Origin of the sequence: Micromonospora sp. NPDC049047, assembly GCF_040649135.1 — a bacterium.
Classification (GTDB): domain Bacteria; phylum Actinomycetota; class Actinomycetes; order Mycobacteriales; family Micromonosporaceae; genus Micromonospora.
Genome location: NZ_JBEZEY010000015.1, coordinates 41,758 through 58,979 on the forward strand (window position 1 = coordinate 41,758; position 17,222 = coordinate 58,979).

Sequence of the window (17,222 nt, forward strand, 5' to 3'; positions counted from 1 at the left end):
TGCGGCGCTCGTCCCAGCCGTCGAGCGAAACAGATGTTACCGAAGAATAAATAGGTGCGACAGTTTCAGGACCCTTGATTGAATCGTCGACATTCTATATGTTGACGGGGTCCGTGTGGCCGCCTCGACCATCTCCTTCAGGCCGGGATGGAGGTCGTCCGTGCGGTCTGAACGCCATGGATGCCACGGGGGGTTCGCGGGTGAGTGTTGCGCTTACCAACATCGAAATTGATCGAAGTCAGCCGTCCGCCACACGCCGTCTTGAATTCGCATTGCCGACCACCGGGTGTGCCCTGGTCACCGGAGCTTCGCGAGGGATCGGCCTGGCGGTCGCACAGGCACTGGCCCGGGGTGGCCTGCCGGTGGGGATCAACTTCCGGTCCGACGAGACGGCGGCGCGGGCCGCCGCGCAAGCGATCACAAATGCCGGCGGTCGTGCGGTCGTGGTGGGTGCCGACGTGTCCGACGCAGAATCCGTGGACCGCCTTTTCAATGCACTCGAAGACGAGTTCGGTGCGGTAAGCGTGCTCGTCAACAACGCCGGCGTCCGCGCTGACGGTTTACTGGCGAACCTCGACGACGAGCAGTGGCGAACGGTGCTCTCCACCAACCTCACCGGCTCCTTTCATACAATGCGGCGCGCTCTGCCGAGCATGATCAGGGCCAGATTCGGGCGGATCGTCAACGTCGCCTCGGTGCTCGGCGCCCACTCGATTCCCGGCGTGGGCAACTACGCCGCGGCGAAGGCGGGTCTGGGTGCGCTGACCAGGTCGGTCGCGGTAGAGGTGGCGAGAAAGGGCGTGACCGTCAACGCGGTCGCGCCGGGGTTGGCGCGTACCGACATGACCCACGACGTGGCACACCTCGACCAGTCGGTGCGCCGCCACGTGCCGATGCGGCGAGCCGCCAGCCCGGACGAGGTGGCCGCCTGCGTGTGCTTTCTCGCGTCGACGGCGGCCGGATACGTCACCGGCGCGACGCTTGCCGTGGACGGGGGGCTCTCGGCCGCCGCGTTCCAGCTCTCCTGATCCTCGCCCCGGTCATGCGGGGCCCGTGTAGACCGACATTCCTGGAGGGCGATATGTCCCAGAACTCTCAGCACAGCCAGGTGGAGATCGAGGAGTTCGTACGCGAGCAGGTGGAGGCCATGGGCGCGGACGCGGCCGGCATCAGTGCCGGCGCCACGCTCGAAGAGATGGGGCTCGACTCGCTTGACGTTGTCGAGTTGAGCCAGGGCGTCCGCAAGGAACTCGGCATCCAGGTTCGGCCCAACGACTTCGCCGAGGTGAAGTCACTTGCCGACGCGCTCCAGGTGATCTATGAGCGGGCGGGCTGCGCATGACCAGACGGGTCGTGGTGACCGGCATGGGAGTGGTCAGCGCCCTGGGGGTGGGAGCCCAGGCGCTCCACGAGCGGGCCGTCGCGGGAGACTCCGGCCTGGACGGCGGCGTCGGCAGGTGCGACTCGTTCGACTGGCGCGGGGTGCTCACCCGACGGGAGGCGCACCGCACCGACCGGTTCTGCCAGTTCGCCATCGCCGCCGCCGACGAGGCGCTCGACCAGGCCGGGTGGGGTGATCAGCCGCCGTACCCGGCGGAGCGGGTGGGCTGCGTGATCGGCTCGGCGATCGGGGGCATCGCGACGATCGAGTCGCAGGTGGAGGCGTTACGCCGCGACGGCCCGGACTACGTGTCGCCGTTGTCCGTACCGATGCTGATGGCCAACGCGGCCGCGGCCCAGTTGGCGATCCGCTACCAGTTTCGCGGTGAGGCGTCGTCCATCGTCGCGGCCTGCTCCGGAGGCGCGCAGGCGATCGGAGCCGGGCTGCGCGCGATCCGGGCCGGCGAAGCCGACGCGGTGGTGGTCGGCGGGGCCGAAGCCGCCCTGACGCCGTTCACGGAGGCCATCTTCCGCTCGGCCGGCGCGCTCTCGCCGACCGGCCGTTCGGTGCCGTTCGACCAGAAGCGCGACGGCTTCCTGCTTGGCGAGGGAGCGGCCGTCCTGGTGCTGGAGAGTGCCGACGCGGCCGAGCGTCGGGGCGCGGTGCTCCTCGGCGAGGTGCTCGGGTACGGCGCCACGACCGACGCCTACCACCTGACCGCTCCCGAACCGACAGCGTCGCTCGCCGCGAAGGCGGTCACCCTCGCTTTGGCCGACGCCCAACTCCCGGCGGCCGACGTCGACTACATCAACGCGCACGGCACCGGGACGGTGCTCAACGACCTGGCCGAGACCAGGGCCCTGCGCACCGCGTTGGGCGCGGCGCTGACCAGCATCCCGATCTCGTCCAGCAAGTCCTACCTGGGGCACCTGTTGGGTGCCGCGGGGGCGGTCGAGGCCGTCGCCACGTTGCAGGCGCTGCGGCACCGGACGGTCCCGCCGACCCACGGGCTGACCGAGCCCGACGAGCGCCTCGGGCCACTCACCCACGCCGCACGGGCCGTGTCGCTGGCGGTCCGCGAGAGCGGGTCGGTGGGCCTCTCCACATCCTTCGGGTTCGGCGGCCACAACGTGGCCCTACTGTTGCGGGCGGCGAACTGAATGGCCACGAACATCGACGCGACGGCGCGGCCGGCGGCCGCGGTGCAGCCGCCGGTGCCCAGCTCGCTCGGGCTCACCACCGACTCCACCGTTCCACGACGGTTCGCGCACCGACGCAGCACCGAAGGGGTCTTCGTCACCGGCGTCGCCCGGGACGGGGAACGGCTGGTAGCCGTGGGCCACCTGCCGAGGTTGCACCGGCTGTACAACGACACCGCCGGCCGCCACCACGACATCCTCCTGATCGCCGAGGTCCTGCGGCAGGGCGTCGAGGTGATCGCGCACGCGCTCCTCGAGGTGCCGTTGGACAGCCAGTTCGTCCTGCGTTCGGTGGACGTCCGGGTGGTGTCGACCCAGGCGACCATCGTGGGGGAGGACACCGCCGAGATCGTGATCGCCGTACCGGTCGACCGGGTCCGCCGCAACCGGCGCGGCGCGGTGTACGCGATCGACGGGCCGGTACGCGCCTGGATCGACGGGCGGCCCGCCGCGACGATGACGGGTTCGGTGGCCTTCCTCGCCCACGACGGGTACGCGGAACTGCGCGCCGACAGTGCCGGGCGGGTCCTCAACGTCCGACCTGGGTTGCTCGCGATGGCGGCTCCCGGTGCCGTCGTCGGCCGGTACTTTCCCGGCAACGTGCTGATCACCACCCCGTCCGGACCACCGCGTGACGCGTCCGCCGAGGTGTTGCCGCTGCGGCACCCGGCCTTCTTCGACCGTCGGCTCGACCACTATCCGGGCATGCTGATCGCCGAGGCGTCGCGCCAGCTCGCGGTCGCCGCAATGGTGGTGCACGCCGACGTCGACGCCGGCTCGCTGCGCACGGATGCGGCGGCGATGGACTTCGTGTCGTTCGCGGAGCTGGACGTCGCGCTGTCCTGTCGGGTCGCCGGCTGGGACACCGACACCGACGGTGGCGGCCAGGCCGTGACGATCTGGGCCGAACAGAACGGGCAGGTCGTCACCCGCTCGCGATTCGTGCTCAGTCCGGCGGATACCCGCGGACCGGAGTTGGCCTCGTGACCGCCGTCGTCGCCGGAGCGGGCGCCGCCCTGCCGGCCACAGTGGTCGGCAACGACCGCTTCGCCCACCTCGGGGTCAGCAGCGAGTGGATCACCAGTCGGACCGGGGTCGGCCAGCGATACCGGCTCGGCGACGGCGAACGGCTCGGCGCCCTGGCCGCACAGGCGGGTGCCGCGGCGCTCGCGGACGCCGGGGCCACACCGGCCGAGGTCGACTTCGTGGTCGCCGCGACCTCGACCGCCGACCGCGTCTCCCCGGGGCTCGCCCCGGGGGTGGCGCACCTGCTGGGGACCGGCGCACCGGGCGCGGTGGACCTCAACGGAGCATGCACCGGTTTCCTCTACGCCCTCGACTACGCCATCGGCCGGATCGAGACCGACCGGGCCGACTGCGTGCTCGTGATCGGAGCCGACGCGATGTCCCGCCTCACCAACCAGCAGGACCGGTCGACAGCCGTGCTGTTCGGCGACGCCGCAGCGGCGGTCGTGGTGCGGGCGGCCCGGGGGACCCGGCGGGCCCGGTGCCCGCAGTACCTCTCCTTCGGGTCCGCCGGCGAGCACGGGGATCTCCTGTACGTCGACCGGGACGACCAGGTGGTGCGCATGCAGGGCGGCGAGGTCTACGAGTTCGCAGTGGAAGCGATGGTCAACGAGGTCAAGGCCAGCTGCTACGCCTGTGAACTCGCCGTCAGCGACCTCGACGTGCTGGTCAGTCACCAGGCGAACGCCCGGATCGTCGGCGCCGTGGCCCGGCGGCTCGGCTACCCGGCGGATCGGGTCGCGATGTACCTCGACCGCTTCGGCAACACCTCGGCGGCCTCTATCCCACTGGCTCTCACCGAGGCCCAGCGGGAGGGGCTGTTGACGGCCGGGGCCCGGGTCGGGCTGGCCGCCTTCGGCGCGGGTCTGACCTGGGGCGCCGGAGTCATCAACTGGAAGGGCTGCGCACACCTGGTGCGGGGCACGGACTGTCCGTGACCGGTGCCGGCCGGCTGGTCGGCCGGGAGGTGCGCGGTACGACACGCACGACCGAGGGAGCAGAGATGGAAGTCAAGTCAGCCGCACCCCGCCTCTACGTCGGCGAGCACGCCACCCGGCCGATGCCTTTTCCCGGGATCGTGACGGCCTCGCACTACGTCATGCCGAACTTCGCCACAATGGACTGGCACCAGGTCGAGCCCGCGCAGGTCGAGGCCAACATCGCCAGCCTCGGCGATCCCGGTGGCAACCTCAACGACGAGCTCATGTTGTACATCCACGTGCCGTACTGCAAGTCCTTCTGCCACTACTGCAACTTCAACCGCTACCACTACCCCAAGCAGGACGAGGATCGTCTGGAGCGGTACACCGACTACCTGATCAAGGAAATCGACTGGTACATGCGCCAGCCGTACGTCCAGGCCCGCAGGTTCAGCGCGATCTACGTCGGTGGTGGCAGCCCGTCCACGCTGCCGCTGGGCGCGGTGGACCGGCTCTCGGCCCACCTGCGCAAGGTCGTGCCGGGCTACGACACCATCGAGAAGTCGTTCACCGGAGAGCCCCGGACCCTACGCCGGCCCGGGATGATGCAGCTCCTGCAGGGCCACGGCTGGAACCGGATCACCTTCGGGATCGAGACGCTCAACCCGACGATCCACCGCAAGATCGGTCGCCTGGACACCCGCGAGGACGTCGATTCGGTCTTCGACCAGATGCGGACGCTCAACTTCGACGCCGAGTCGTGTGTGGACATCATGTACGACCTGCCCGGCCAGACACTCGACGGCTTCGTCGACGAGTTGGCGGAGCTGGTGTCGACGTACTCCCCGTCGGAGATCGACGCGTTCTCCACCATCTACCTGCCCTACCGGCCGCTCCACAAGCTGATCATGGACGGGCGGGTCGAGCAGCCGGGCACCGCCTGGCAGTTGATGGCGATGCGGGAGCACCTGTACGACTACCTGCTCTCGCAGGGTTACCACAACACGCTCGCCGAGACCTACTCCAGGAGCCCGGTACGCAGCCAGTACCAGACCGCGCACTGCGCGCGGCAGGACATCATCGCTGTCGGTTGCGCCGCCCGGGGCAACGTCAAGGACATGGTGTCGATCAACCCGGACAAGGTCGACGACTGGCAACGCAACATCGACGAGCGGGGCGTGTCGACCGAGACCATGCAGTCCATCGGGCGCGGCGGCGTCCTCGACCGGATCATGGTGATGTTCCCGCGGTACAAGGAGCTCACGAAGGACCTGCTGCACCGCTTCGCCGACCTGCCGGACCACGAGCGGGTGCTCGGCGTGCTGCGTGAGCACATCGAGGCGGGTGTGGTCGAGGAGGAGACGGACCGCTACCTGGTCAACAAACTGGGCGTGCTGTGGCACGGCAACCTCCAGACCGACTACCTGCGGCACACCCTGAACACCAACGGGGAGCAGATCATGGCCCACCTCACCGAGGTGTCCGACAACTTCGACAACGAGAACAGGTTCGCCGTCACGCCGCAGACGGTCTACATCAAGGAGCACGACGCCGAGTTCCCCCGGCTGATGAAGTAGGTGCCGCGGGTCACCGTCGTCGGATGCGTCTCCCCGACCGGCCCACCGGACGCTCGACCACTTCCGCTCGGCGAAACGCCCGGGTGCCGTCCTCTGACCTGCCCCTCCGACACCACCGATGGGATGGATCGTGACTGCTGAGACGAGCCGGCGGGACACCCCCGCCGGACTGCCGCCGCGCCCCGCGACCGCGATCGTGGTGGGCGGTGGGTGGTCGGGCATCGCCGCCGCCTGGTACCTGCGTCGGTGCGGCGTGCGGGTGACCCTGCTGGACGACCAGCACCGCCTGGGTGGACGCTCGTCCGGAGAGAAGTTGGGCGAGCGGGACGTGACCCTCGGCGGTAAGAACATCGGCACCCGGTACACCGAGTTCCGGTCCTTCGTGCAGGAGTTGGGCGGCGGGCCCTTCGAGCACTTCGGGATCAACACGTCCCGGGTGGAGGATGGGCGGCTGCGTACCGTGGACGGGCAGTCCCGGGCCGCCGGCATCGCCGGCTTCCTCCGGCGCACCCCGCCCCGGGACGTCGTCCGCTTCTGGCGGATGACCCGATGGGTACGCGGAGACGACCGGGACCGGTTCCTGGGCAGCCCCCGGTTCCGGGACCTCAGCCGGGCGCACGACGACCCGAGCATGGACGGCTACTTCGGCCGGTACCTGCAGAACGCGCTGGTCCGCCCGATGACCGTGCGGATGAACGGTGCCGAACCCGATGAGCTGCACCTGGCCGACTTCGGCGCGAACCTGGGCATGCTGCTCGACCGGTTCGAGCAGCTGACCGACGGGTTCGAGCCGGTGTTCGGCGAGTTCGCCGCAACCGTGTCGGTCCAGCTGGGGACGCGGGTCGAGGAGCTGCTCGGGGACGGCTCCCGCACCACCGGCGTACGGGTGCGGACGCGCTCGGGCGACTCCGAGACGCACCTGGCCGACCTGACCGTCCTGGCCGTGCCGGCCAGCGCGGGTGCCGCGCTGCTGCGGCCGGGCCACCCCGAGGTCGCCGCCGAACTGGACCAGATCCGCTACTTCCCGGCCGCCGTGGTGATCGCCGAGTACGACCGGCCGGTGTTCGACGTGGCCGCCCGGGCGATCTTCTTTCCGCCGGGCAGCGAGGTCAGCAACGCCGGCGCCTACGGCCGCGACGACCGGCACATCGTCCGCTACACCTTCAGCGGCCGGCCGGCTCGGCGGAACCTGCTCTCGGCCTCCCTGGAGGAGCTGCGGGTCCGGGCCGAAAGCCAGCTCGCACCGCACTTCCCCGCCATCGCGCAGGCTCGGCTGCGCCACCAGGTGAGCCGCCGGTGGCAGCAGGCGTTCTGCGCCTACAGCCGACGGCATCCCGACCGGCTGGAGCGCATCGACAAGCTCCTCGGCGGGTCGGACGGTCTGCTGGTGACCGGCGACTTCCGCCGGGGCACGTCGATCGAGGCGTGTTTCCGGGCCGCTCGGGAGCAGATCGGGTCCGTCGTCGACAACCCGGCGGACCGAAGCCCCGCGGTGACCTGACCGGCGCCCACCGGGCCCGTCGGCGGCGCCGGCGCCACGAGGACAACGAGCACCTACGCACGAGGGAGGTGGCGCATGGCCACCACGGACCAGAGCGGTCAGGTTCGGTCGAACCACGACATACGGGCACCGGGGTCAGATTTCGACCCGCCCGGCCGGCCCGCCGGCACGTCGGAGACCGTGGACCTGGCCACGGCGCTGGCGGCGTACCGCGCCATGGTCATCGGGCGTCGCTTCGACGTCCAGGCGACCGTCCTTGCCAAACAGGGCTCCCTGTCGGTGTACCCGTCCTCGTACGGGCAGGAGGCGTGCCAGGTCGGTGTGGTCCTGGCGCTGCGGCCGACCGACTGGGTCTTCCCCACCTACCGCGACTCGGTGGCCGTGGTGACCAGGGGAGTGGATCCGGTCGAGACGCTCACCCTGCTTACCGGGGACTGGCACTGCGGGTACGACCCGATGGCCAGCCGCACCGCGCCGCACTGCACACCGTTGGCGACGCAGGCGCCGCACGCGGTGGGCCTCGCGCTGGCGGCGCGTTGCACCGGCGACGACACCGTCGCGCTGGCGCTCTGCGGCGACGGGGCCACCAGCGAGGGCGACTTCCACGAGGCGCTCAACCTCGCCGCGGTGCGCTCCGCCCCTGTGGTGTTCGTGGTGCAGAACAACGGCTACGCCATCTCGGTGCCGTTCGCCAAGCAGACCCGGGCCACCTCGCTGGCGTATCGGGCGGTCGGCTACCGGATGCCCGGCGTCCGGGTGGACGGCAACGACCTGCTCGCGGTCCATTCGGCGGTGACCGCCGCGGTGGACCGGGCCCGCCGGGGGAGCGGGCCAACCCTGATCGAGGCGGTGACGTACCGGATCGCCCCGCACACCAACTCCGACGATCCGTCGCGTTACCGCGACGCGGCCGAGGTCGAGTGGTGGCGTGGCCACGACCCGATCCGGCGGCTCGCCGCGCACCTGCGCCGGCACGGCGTTCTCGACGACGACGTGCAACTGCGGATCGACGCCGACGCCGAGGCGTTCGCCGACCGCACCCGCCGGGGTGTGCGCGGCCGCCCCGCCCCGGACCCCGCCGACCTCTTCGCCCACGTGTACGCGACCCCCACCCCGCAACTGGCCAGACAGGCCCGGCAGTTGGCCGCCGAGATCGCCGGCAACGCCGAGCCCGAGGAGACGTGATGACCGCCCCGGCCCAGCCCGACCCGACCGGCACCATCGGCATCGCCCCAGGCATGACGTTGGCGAAGGCGTTGAACCGGGCGCTGCACGACGAGATGTCCCACGACGAACGCGTGGTGGTCTTCGGAGAGGACGTCGGCAGGCTCGGCGGTGTCTTCCGGGTGACCGACGGTCTGGCCGCCCGCTTCGGCGACCAGCGGTGCTTCGACACCCCGGTCGCCGAGTCGGCGATCCTGGGCATGGCCATCGGCATGGCCCTCTACGGACTACGTCCGGTGGTGGAGATGCAGTTCGACGCCTTCGCCTATCCGGCGTTCGAGCAACTGGCCAGTCACCTGGCGAAGATGCGCAACCGGACCCGGGGAGCGGTGTCGCTGCCGGTGGTGGTCCGGGTGCCGTACGGCGGAGGTGTCGGCGGCGTGGAGCACCACAGCGACTCCTCCGAGGCGTACGCCGCGCACACGCCCGGTCTGCACGTGCTCACGCCGGGGACCGTCGAGGACGCGTACGGCATGCTGCGCGCGGCTGTCCGTGGCGCCGACCCGGTGGTGTTCTTCGAGCCCAAGCGGTTGTACTGGAGCGTGGCGGATCGGGCACTGCCGGCCGAGGTGGCGCCGGTGGGCCGGGCGTTGATCCGCCGCGCCGGCACCCACGCGACGCTCGTGGCGTACGGCCCGACGGTCCCGATCGCGCTGGCGGCGGCGGAACTCGGCACGGCCGAAGGGTACGACCTGGAGGTCATCGACCTGAGGTCGCTCGTGCCGTTCGACGAGCAGACCGTCCACGAGTCGGTACGACGGACCGGCCGCGCGATAGTCGTGCACGAGGCGTCCGGCTTCGCGGGGTTCGGCGCGGAGGTGGTCGCCCGCATCTGCGAGGAATGCTTCCACCACCTGGAAGCGCCGGTGCGGCGGGTGACCGGGTTCGACATTCCGTATCCGCCGCCCCGACTGGAACGGTTCCACCTGCCGTCGGTCGATCGGGTGCTGGACGCCGTGTCGTCGCTCTGGCGGGACCAGTGACCGGCCGGGCCGGGACGACCGGCGGGGTTCGGCGCACCTTCCACCTGCCCGATCTGGGGGAGGGACTGGTCGCTGGCGAGATCATCGCGTGGCGTCTCGCGGTGGGCGACCGGGTCGACGTCGACCAGGCGGTGGTCGAGGTCGAGACGGAGAAGACAGTCGTCGAGCTGCCCTGCCCGTACCGGGGGGTGATCGTCGAGCTGCACGCCGCAGCCGGTGCGGTGATCCCGGTCGGCGCGCCACTGGTCACCGTGCTGGTGTCGGAGGAGTCCGATATGGACGGTCCGACCGAGCCGGACCGGCCGGTGGCACCGCCCGCGGCGGGGCAGGCGACGACCGGCGGCGTGCTCGTGGGTGCCGGACCGGACCCGCACGCGTCGATGCTCACCCGGCGTGCGGCCGGGCGGGAGCGGGGGACCGGTGCGGCCGGCCCGCCGGTGCCGCCGCCGACGGCGCGGGCGGCGGCCGCTCCGGCGGTCCGCCGGATGGCCCGGGAACTCGGGGTGGAGCTGCACCGCGTAGCCGGCACCGGACCGGGTGGGCTCGTCACCCGCGATGACGTCCTGCGGGCGCACGCCGCGGACGGGACCGCGCAGCTCGAACCCGGCGACGACGATGACTGACACGACGACCTGGTGCACCGCCCGGGTGGCGGCAACCGTCGACGAGTTGGGCCGGCTCGCCGCCGACGGTCCCCGTCTCGGTACCCGGCACGTCGTGTCGGCCCCGTTCACCGGTGAACCGGTTGCGGAGATCGGGTTGGCCGACGAGGGCGACGTCCGGTCCGCCTTCGCCGCCGCGCGTACGGCTCAGCAGACATGGGCACGACTGGACCACCGCACCCGAGCCCGCCCGTTCATCGCCCTGCACGACGCGTTGTTCCGGCGGCAACGGGAGATCCTGGACCTGATCCAGGTGGAGACCGGAAAGGCCCGCGCGCACGCCTTCGAGGAGCTGCTCGACGCCGCCGCCATCACCCTGTATTACGCCCGCCGCGCCGGTCGGTTCCTCGCACCCCGGCGGCGCTTAGGCGCGATCCCGTTCTTCACCCGCGCCCGGGAGGTGCGACTGCCCCGGGGCACCGTAGCGGTCATCACCCCCTGGAACTACCCGCTGGCCCTGGGCCTCGCCGACGTGGTGCCGGCGTTGCTGGCCGGCAACGCGGTGGTCCACAAGCCGGACACCCAGACGACGCTCAGCACCCGATGGGCGTGGCGGGTCCTGGTCCAGGCCGGGCTGCCGGCCGACGTGTGGCAGGTGCTGCCCGGCGACCCGGCCGAGATGGGTGAGGCACTGATCGCCCACGCCGACTCGGTGTGCTTCACCGGATCGACGACCGCCGGACGGGCGGTGGGGCGGATCGCCGCCGACCAGCCGGTGCCCTGCACCCTCGAACTCGGCGGGAAGAACGCCATGGTGGTGCTGCCCGACGCGGATGTCCCCGCCGCGGTCCGGGGCCTGCTGCGGGCGGCCTTCACGTCCGCCGGGCAGCTGTGCATGGCCACCGAGCGGGTCCTCGTGGCCGCACCACTCATGGACCGCTTCCTGCCGGAACTGGTGTCGCAGGTGCGGCAGCTGCGCGTCGGCGCCGGGTTCGACTTCGACGTGGACATGGGCTCGCTGACCACACCACGACAACTGGCCCGCGTGATCGACCATGTCGAGGACGCCCGGTCGCGGGGCGCGACGGTCCTGACCGGTGGCCGGGCCAGACCGGATCTGGGGCCGCTGTTCTACGAGCCGACGGTGCTGACCGGGGTGGTGAGCGGCATGAAACTCCACCGGGAGGAGACCTTCGGCCCGGTGCTGTCGGTGCGGTCCTTCCGCACCGAGCAGGAGGCGATCGACCTGGTAAACGACACCGACTACGGGCTCACGACGAGCATCTGGAGCCGCGACGTCCGCAGTGCCCGGCGGCTCGCCGGGGAACTGCGCACCGGTCTGGTCAACATCAACGAGGGCTACGCCGCGGCGTACGGCTCGCACGACGCGCCAGCGGGCGGGATCAAGGGCTCCGGAGTCGGTGTCCGCCACGGGCGAGACGGCCTGCTCGCCTTCACCCGCCCCCAGACGGTCGCCAGCCAGCACGTCATGACGTTCGACCGGCCGGCCCGACTCACCGCCGAGCACCACGCGCGGCTGCTGACGGCGGTGTTCCGGACGTTGAAGGCGACCCGCGTGCGGTGACCACAGCAGGGGGCACGGCGGGGCCGGCCGGTCCGTGCCCGGCCCGCCCCGAGCGCCCCGGCCCGGCTACCGCTCCCGGCGGGACGCGACGAGCTGGACGCCGAGGTTCGCATCCTGCCAGAGCCACCTGATGTGGCCCAGCCCCGTCCCGCGCAACAGATCCTCGACAATGCCCCGGGCGACCGGCTGGGCACCCGCCAACGCCAACTCCAGGCCAAGGACCGCCGCGCCGAGTTTGCGCTTCGGCGGCAACGGCAGGACCACCACCAGCCAACCCCCCGGCACCAGCGCGCGGGCCGCGGCCTCGACGCGCCGTTCGAGGTGCGTGTGCGAACATCCGACGGCCGGGACCCAGGCCAGGCACAGCCGGTCGTCGGGTGCGAAGGAGTCGAGGTCGCCGACCCGTACCTCCGGAGCCCGGCCCAGCGGGTGCCGGGTCTGCCCGGCCTCGTCGACCGGAACGCCATCGGGCTCGATGGCCAGCACCGGAGCGATCGGGAACTCCCGAGCCAGCGCGTCCATCGACCGCCCGCCGTCTCCGGCCGCGCAGCCGATCCGCAGCTCCGGCCGGTCGAGCAGGTCCTCCAGGCCCTCCAACCGGCCGAGCAGTTCGTTGGCGAACACGTCGGCCAGCAGCGGCGCGTCGTCGCCGCGGCCGGCGTCGCGTACGTCGGGTCCGCCCACGCTCCCCGCGCGCAGGCCGGTGCCGCCGTCGACCGCGCGCCGCAGGCGGGCCGCGAAGGCTGCCGTCCGGGGACCGCCCACGAGCAGCCGTTCCAGACCGGGGTTGACGACGTAGCTGTCCTCGGGCAGCGGCTGCACCAGCTGGGTTTCGCCAAGCGCGCTCAGCAGCTCACGCGCGCTCTGCGTGGCCAGGCCGGCCTGGTCGGCCGCCGCCGCGACGGTGGGCGACCGTAGCAGCGCCGCCAACAGGCCCGTCCGTACCGCCGTCGCGCACGCCTGGAAGGCCGTCGCCTGCCTGGTCAGCTCCGCGAGCCGGTCGTCCGTCCCCTCCGGCGAGCCCACCAGGCCGGCCGCGAGCAGCACGTCGTCGATGGCCGCGGACACCTCGGGACGCTGCGCCCCCGCGCCCTCCCTGGCCGCCAGCGCGGACACCGCCCACCAGGAGTCGGCGAGCCGGGTCACGGTGCGCTCGGCCACGTCCTGCTTGAGCCGGCGGCCTTCCAGCCCGACGATCGACCGCTGCCCGAGCTGGATGAGCAACATCTCCTGCGAGCCCTGGCCACCGATCAGCCCCAGGATGTCGCGCATGTACTGCTCCCAGGGGAAGGCGCTGATGTAGCTCTCGCCGCCCTGAAGGGTCATCACCAGCTGGCCCACCCGGATCGCGGCCTCCGAGACCTGATGCTTGGCGGTCGTTGCCAACGCGTCGAAGTACGGGTCGCGCTGGTCAGCCCTGGTCCCGTCGAGAGCCCGGTAGAGGGTGGACCTCGCGGACTCCAGCAGCATGCGCATCTCGCCGATCGACCGCTCGACGTTGGGATAGTCGAGCACCCGGCGCCCACCGCGTCGTCGGGCCGAAAGCGACTCGACGCAGGCTTCGACGATCCCCTCGATCGCGCCGAGGACACCACAGCCGCTCATCGTGCGCCGGTTGCGGGCGTAGGTGTTGAGCTCGCTGAGCGCGTCGGAGCGCCAGACGAGCCGCCACTCGGGCAGCCGGACGTCGTGCAGCACGAGCTGGCCCATGCCCATGGTGCGCATGCCCATCGTCTCCAGGCGCACCGGTGTGACGCCGGGATCGTCGCGCTCGACGGCGAACGCGAGCATGTCGTTCGACGCCTCGTCGCGTACGTAGCAGATGAAGAGGTCCGCGAACACGGCACCGGCGATGAACCGCTTCGCGCCGTTGAGCACCCAGTGCCCGTCCTCGAACCGTGCAGTGGTCTGGTAGTCGTACGGGTCGCGGCTCTCGTAGGCACCCTGCACCGCGAAGCGGCGCCCGGCCACGAGGTCCGGCACGTAGCTGTCGATCAGCTCCTGGCGGCCGCTCGACAGGATCATCTCGGTGTTCTCGACGGTGATGTCGAGCAGCACCGGGAAGCCCGGGTCCCGGGAGATGCGGGCCAGCTCCGTGATCACCACGCCCCACTCGAACTTGTCCCGTCCAGCGCCACCGATCTCCTTCGGCAGGCCGAACCGCAGCAGGCCTATCTCGCTGGCCTCCTCGAACAGGCGACGATCCAGGGGCTGGCAGGCGCGGTTGCGAAAGCGCGCCCCGGGGTTCGCCCGGTCCAGCAGGAACCCCTCGAAGCGGGAGACCGCCTCGCGGCGCAGCGCCTCCGCCTCGGCGTCGATTGTCAGTCGGTAGGCACCCCCGGCCGGGCGGTCCATGATGTCCGCGGCCCGCAGGCGGCTCGTCACGGGACGTTCACCCCCTCCTCGTCGGTCCGCGCCTTGGTCAACGCGGCCAGCTCAGCCGCGACATCGGCGAGCGTGTGGTCGCCGAGGAAGCGGTCCAGCGGCGCGGTCGCGCCGGTGCTCTCCTCGATCTCGTAGGAGAACTGCGCGGCGGTGAGCGAGTCGATCCCCAGCTCGCTCAGCGGCTGATCGGTGGCAACCTCGTCGACCGGCACGCCGAGCAGGTCGGCGAGCAGCGACCGTAACCACCGGAGGGTCGACTCCGCGTCGCTCGGAGTGTCCAGGGTGTCGATGAGGTCCTCCTTCATCCGGCGGGGCCTACCTGCGGTACTGCGCTGCGAGCCGCAGCGGCACCAGGGAGAACGCCCGATCGTCGTCGTCCAGCTCCTGCAGTCGTGTGACCAGTCGGTCCTCGGCGTCGCGGTCGGGTTCGACAGGCAGGCCGAGCCGCTGGGCGATCCGCCGCAACGCGACGGCGAGCCACGCCGGGTCGGCCGCCACACCGCCGAGCACCAGGCGACGTTCGTGCCACAGGTGCAGACAGCAGGCCGCGGCGTGGACCAACGCGTGCCGGCGGGCGTGGTCGTAACCGCTGTGGGTGCGGTGCGCCGCGTGCCGGCCGAGGGCCGCGCGGGTCTCGTCGCGAACCGCGATCAGTTTCCGGCCGAGTGCGGCGAGCTCGTCGTCGGCGAGCCGCTCGACCGCGACGTCCAGCAGATCCACCACCTCGTCGGCCTGGCCGTAGACGATCGGGGGCCGAACCGCCCGTGGAGCCCAGGCGGTAACCGGCTCGCCGAACCCGAAGAGCAGGTCCAACGGGAGCTCGGCCGGCCCTCGTCGCCGGGCGCCGCTGGCGAGCTGGGCGCGGATGGTCTCCAACTGGACCAGTTTCGTGCCCTCGAACACCGGCGTGATGGCGGCGTCCCGGGCGATCTTCTGGAACGCGCCGTCGGCCACGTTCTCCCGCAGGTACGCCCGGGCGCTGAGCACCTCGCCGCAGGCATCGACCGCGTCGACGCAGAAGTCGGGCACCACGTACTTGGCCACCGCCGACCACAGCGGCATGCGGTGCGGTGCCACGTCGAGGGCGCGTGCGGCGGCCAGCTGGGTGGCCTCGGCGGCCAGCAGGTCGGCGAAGGCGGTGGCGAGCAACGCCCGCACCGGGGGCAGGGCCAGCGCGGACCGGCCGTACAGGATGCGGCCACGGGCGTGTCGCAGGGCGATCCGCAGCGCGGTGTCGGCGGCACCGAGGGTCATGCCACCGACCATGGTCCGGGTGAACTGCAACATGCCGGACACCATCTCGATGCCGCGCCCCGGGTTGCCCAGTGTCGCGTTCGCGTCGAGCTGACAGTCCTGGAACTCGAAGCCGCTGAGGTCGTGAGCGCGCAGGCCGACCGAGCGCACCTTCGGCAGCCGACGCACCCCCTGCTCGCCGAGGGCGGCGAAATCCACAAGGAACAGGCCGAAGGAGGGCTCGGAGGCGGCCAGCACGGTGGCGAACGATGAGCGCCGGCCGTTACCCACAAGCCATTTGCGGCCGTTGAGCACGAACCCGTCGGAGACCGGGGCCGCCGTCGTGGCGGTCGCCAGCAGGTCGCTGCCCGCGGCCTCCTCGCTGATCCCCGCCGTCCCGAAGGCGCGGGCCAGGATCAGCTCGGCGACCCGGCGGCGCTGCTGCGGCCGGCCCCACACCCACACCGGCACCGCGGCCAGGAAGGTCGAGCCGAGGCCCACCGAGATCGCCAGGTCACGGCGGGACATGGCGCGCAACACGCCCAGCAGAGACTCGAACGAGGCCAACCGGCCGCCCTCGTCGACGGGTACCAGGTACTCGTGGCAACCGGCGGACCACACCGCCTCGAACGCGGCGGTCGGCTCCGTCTCCAGCTCGTCGGCCCGGACGCCGGCGGCCAGTGAGATGCCCTCATCCGGGTCGAACGGGCAGCCGAGCCGCTGCTCCAACTCGGCCGCGGCGTCATACCCGGCCAGCGACGACACCTGGGTCGACGAGGTCATACCCGCTCCACCACGTACGCGTACGGCAGGCCGTCGTCGGCCAGTCGCAGCTCGCTGACGAAGGCGATCTCGTCGCCCAGCTGGTAGCCGGTGGTGTGGACGTCGAACTGGTCCCAGAGCTGCCCGGCCCGCAGCCAGGTGACGTCGACGCGACGAATCCCCTCGGTGAGCGCCCGCCGTAGCTGCGGTGCCCGCGAGCCGTGCCGCAACAGCAGCTCCTCACGGGCGGCGCCGGCGAAACCCAACGACTCCGCCCAGTACCACTGATCGGCGACCTCGCAGTGGTGCCGGTGCACGCGGGTCGGCAGCGTCACCGAGGCGAGTCGTTGACCGTCGCGCTCCAGCATCGCCCGCAGTGCCGGAACACGGCTGCGGAAGGGGGAGCGCTCGCGCTCGTCCGCCCCGAACCGGTCGACGATCCGGTCGGGAAGTGGGGCGGGTGTGCCCGACAGCGCCTGGTCACCGCTGAGCTGGAGCGGCACCGACGCGGCCCGGGTACGCACCGCCACCCCGTCGGGGCCGGAGAGGGTCATCTCGACCTCGAGTTGGGACGAGCGCGGCCCACGGACCCGGGCGCACACCTCGACGAGTGCGTCGTCCGCGTCCTCGAAGCGCAGCGGCTGCTCGTACACGAGCTGCCACGCCCACAACACCAGCCCGACGCGGTGCTGCGAGACAAGCGTGCGGTGGCTGCACACGTGATCACGCAGCCAACGGGTCCCGGCCTGGAAGCCCAGCCGACCCACCGCCACGGTCTGGAGCTGGTGTGGTGTGAAGTAGCTGGCATCGAGCACGACCTCATAGGCTGAGCTGCGCGGCATAC

Annotated in this window: 15 protein-coding genes; 11 read left to right on the forward strand and 4 right to left on the reverse strand. The window is 71.6% G+C overall.

Features of this window, described 5'->3' with window-relative positions; translation table 11 throughout:
* Window positions 1–176: 176 nt before the first annotated feature.
* The 11 genes from AB0B86_RS22440 to AB0B86_RS22490 all read left to right on the forward strand — a co-directional run bounded on the left by AB0B86_RS22440 (window position 177) and on the right by AB0B86_RS22490 (window position 11,998).
* The gene (locus tag AB0B86_RS22440; RefSeq protein WP_357419795.1) at window positions 177–1,028 is read left to right on the forward strand and encodes an SDR family NAD(P)-dependent oxidoreductase; all 852 of its coding nucleotides are present in this window, start codon (window positions 177–179) and stop codon (window positions 1,026–1,028) included.
* Between the two features lie 53 nt (window positions 1,029–1,081).
* Complete coding sequence (locus tag AB0B86_RS22445; RefSeq protein WP_357408296.1) at window positions 1,082–1,342, forward strand: acyl carrier protein; 261 nt, start codon at window positions 1,082–1,084, stop codon at window positions 1,340–1,342.
* Window positions 1,339–2,541 (forward strand): beta-ketoacyl-[acyl-carrier-protein] synthase family protein, encoded by a 1,203-nt coding sequence (locus tag AB0B86_RS22450; protein ID WP_357408294.1) that lies wholly within the window; start codon window positions 1,339–1,341, stop codon window positions 2,539–2,541. The genes AB0B86_RS22445 and AB0B86_RS22450 overlap by 4 nt, the downstream gene beginning before the upstream one ends.
* Window positions 2,542–3,567, forward strand: coding sequence for an AfsA-related hotdog domain-containing protein (locus AB0B86_RS22455; protein WP_357408292.1), 1,026 nt, complete (start codon window positions 2,542–2,544; stop codon window positions 3,565–3,567).
* Window positions 3,564–4,544 (forward strand): beta-ketoacyl-ACP synthase 3, encoded by a 981-nt coding sequence (locus tag AB0B86_RS22460; protein WP_357419752.1) that lies wholly within the window; start codon window positions 3,564–3,566, stop codon window positions 4,542–4,544. Before AB0B86_RS22455 ends, AB0B86_RS22460 begins: the two co-directional genes overlap by 4 nt.
* A gap of 65 nt (window positions 4,545–4,609) precedes the next feature.
* Window positions 4,610–6,103 (forward strand): radical SAM protein, encoded by a 1,494-nt coding sequence (locus AB0B86_RS22465; protein ID WP_357408288.1) that lies wholly within the window; start codon window positions 4,610–4,612, stop codon window positions 6,101–6,103.
* A 130-nt stretch (window positions 6,104–6,233) separates the two neighbouring features.
* The gene (locus AB0B86_RS22470) at window positions 6,234–7,604 is read left to right on the forward strand and encodes an FAD-dependent oxidoreductase (RefSeq protein WP_357408286.1); all 1,371 of its coding nucleotides are present in this window, start codon (window positions 6,234–6,236) and stop codon (window positions 7,602–7,604) included.
* Between the two features lie 75 nt (window positions 7,605–7,679).
* Window positions 7,680–8,789, forward strand: a complete 1,110-nt coding sequence (locus AB0B86_RS22475) for a thiamine pyrophosphate-dependent dehydrogenase E1 component subunit alpha (protein ID WP_357408284.1) — start codon at window positions 7,680–7,682, stop codon at window positions 8,787–8,789.
* A 53-nt stretch (window positions 8,790–8,842) separates the two neighbouring features.
* Window positions 8,843–9,811 (forward strand): alpha-ketoacid dehydrogenase subunit beta, encoded by a 969-nt coding sequence (locus AB0B86_RS22480; RefSeq protein WP_357419796.1) that lies wholly within the window; start codon window positions 8,843–8,845, stop codon window positions 9,809–9,811.
* Entirely contained in the window at window positions 9,808–10,434 is a 627-nt protein-coding gene (locus AB0B86_RS22485) for a biotin/lipoyl-containing protein (protein WP_357419753.1), read from the forward strand. Before AB0B86_RS22480 ends, AB0B86_RS22485 begins: the two co-directional genes overlap by 4 nt.
* Complete coding sequence (locus AB0B86_RS22490) at window positions 10,427–11,998, forward strand: succinic semialdehyde dehydrogenase (RefSeq protein ID WP_357419754.1); 1,572 nt, start codon at window positions 10,427–10,429, stop codon at window positions 11,996–11,998. The genes AB0B86_RS22485 and AB0B86_RS22490 overlap by 8 nt, the downstream gene beginning before the upstream one ends.
* A 66-nt stretch (window positions 11,999–12,064) precedes the next feature.
* Here AB0B86_RS22490 and AB0B86_RS22495 read toward each other — a convergent pair whose 3' ends face one another.
* Genes AB0B86_RS22495 through AB0B86_RS22510 form a run of 4 tightly spaced genes read right to left on the reverse strand, consistent with a single transcriptional unit; the run spans window position 12,065 to window position 17,220 of the window.
* Window positions 12,065–14,383: an acyl-CoA dehydrogenase family protein gene (locus AB0B86_RS22495; protein ID WP_357419755.1), complete on the reverse strand. Its 2,319-nt coding sequence runs from the start codon at window positions 14,381–14,383 to the stop codon at window positions 12,065–12,067.
* Complete coding sequence (locus AB0B86_RS22500) at window positions 14,380–14,688, reverse strand: acyl carrier protein (RefSeq protein WP_357408276.1); 309 nt, start codon at window positions 14,686–14,688, stop codon at window positions 14,380–14,382. Before AB0B86_RS22500 ends, AB0B86_RS22495 begins: the two co-directional genes overlap by 4 nt.
* 10 nt (window positions 14,689–14,698) lie before the next feature.
* On the reverse strand, window positions 14,699–16,399 hold the full coding sequence (locus AB0B86_RS22505; RefSeq protein WP_357419756.1) for an acyl-CoA dehydrogenase: 1,701 nt from the start codon (window positions 16,397–16,399) through the stop codon (window positions 14,699–14,701).
* Entirely contained in the window at window positions 16,396–17,220 is an 825-nt protein-coding gene (locus AB0B86_RS22510; protein WP_357419757.1) for a hypothetical protein, read from the reverse strand. Before AB0B86_RS22510 ends, AB0B86_RS22505 begins: the two co-directional genes overlap by 4 nt.
* Between the last annotated feature and the right edge of the window lie 2 nt (window positions 17,221–17,222).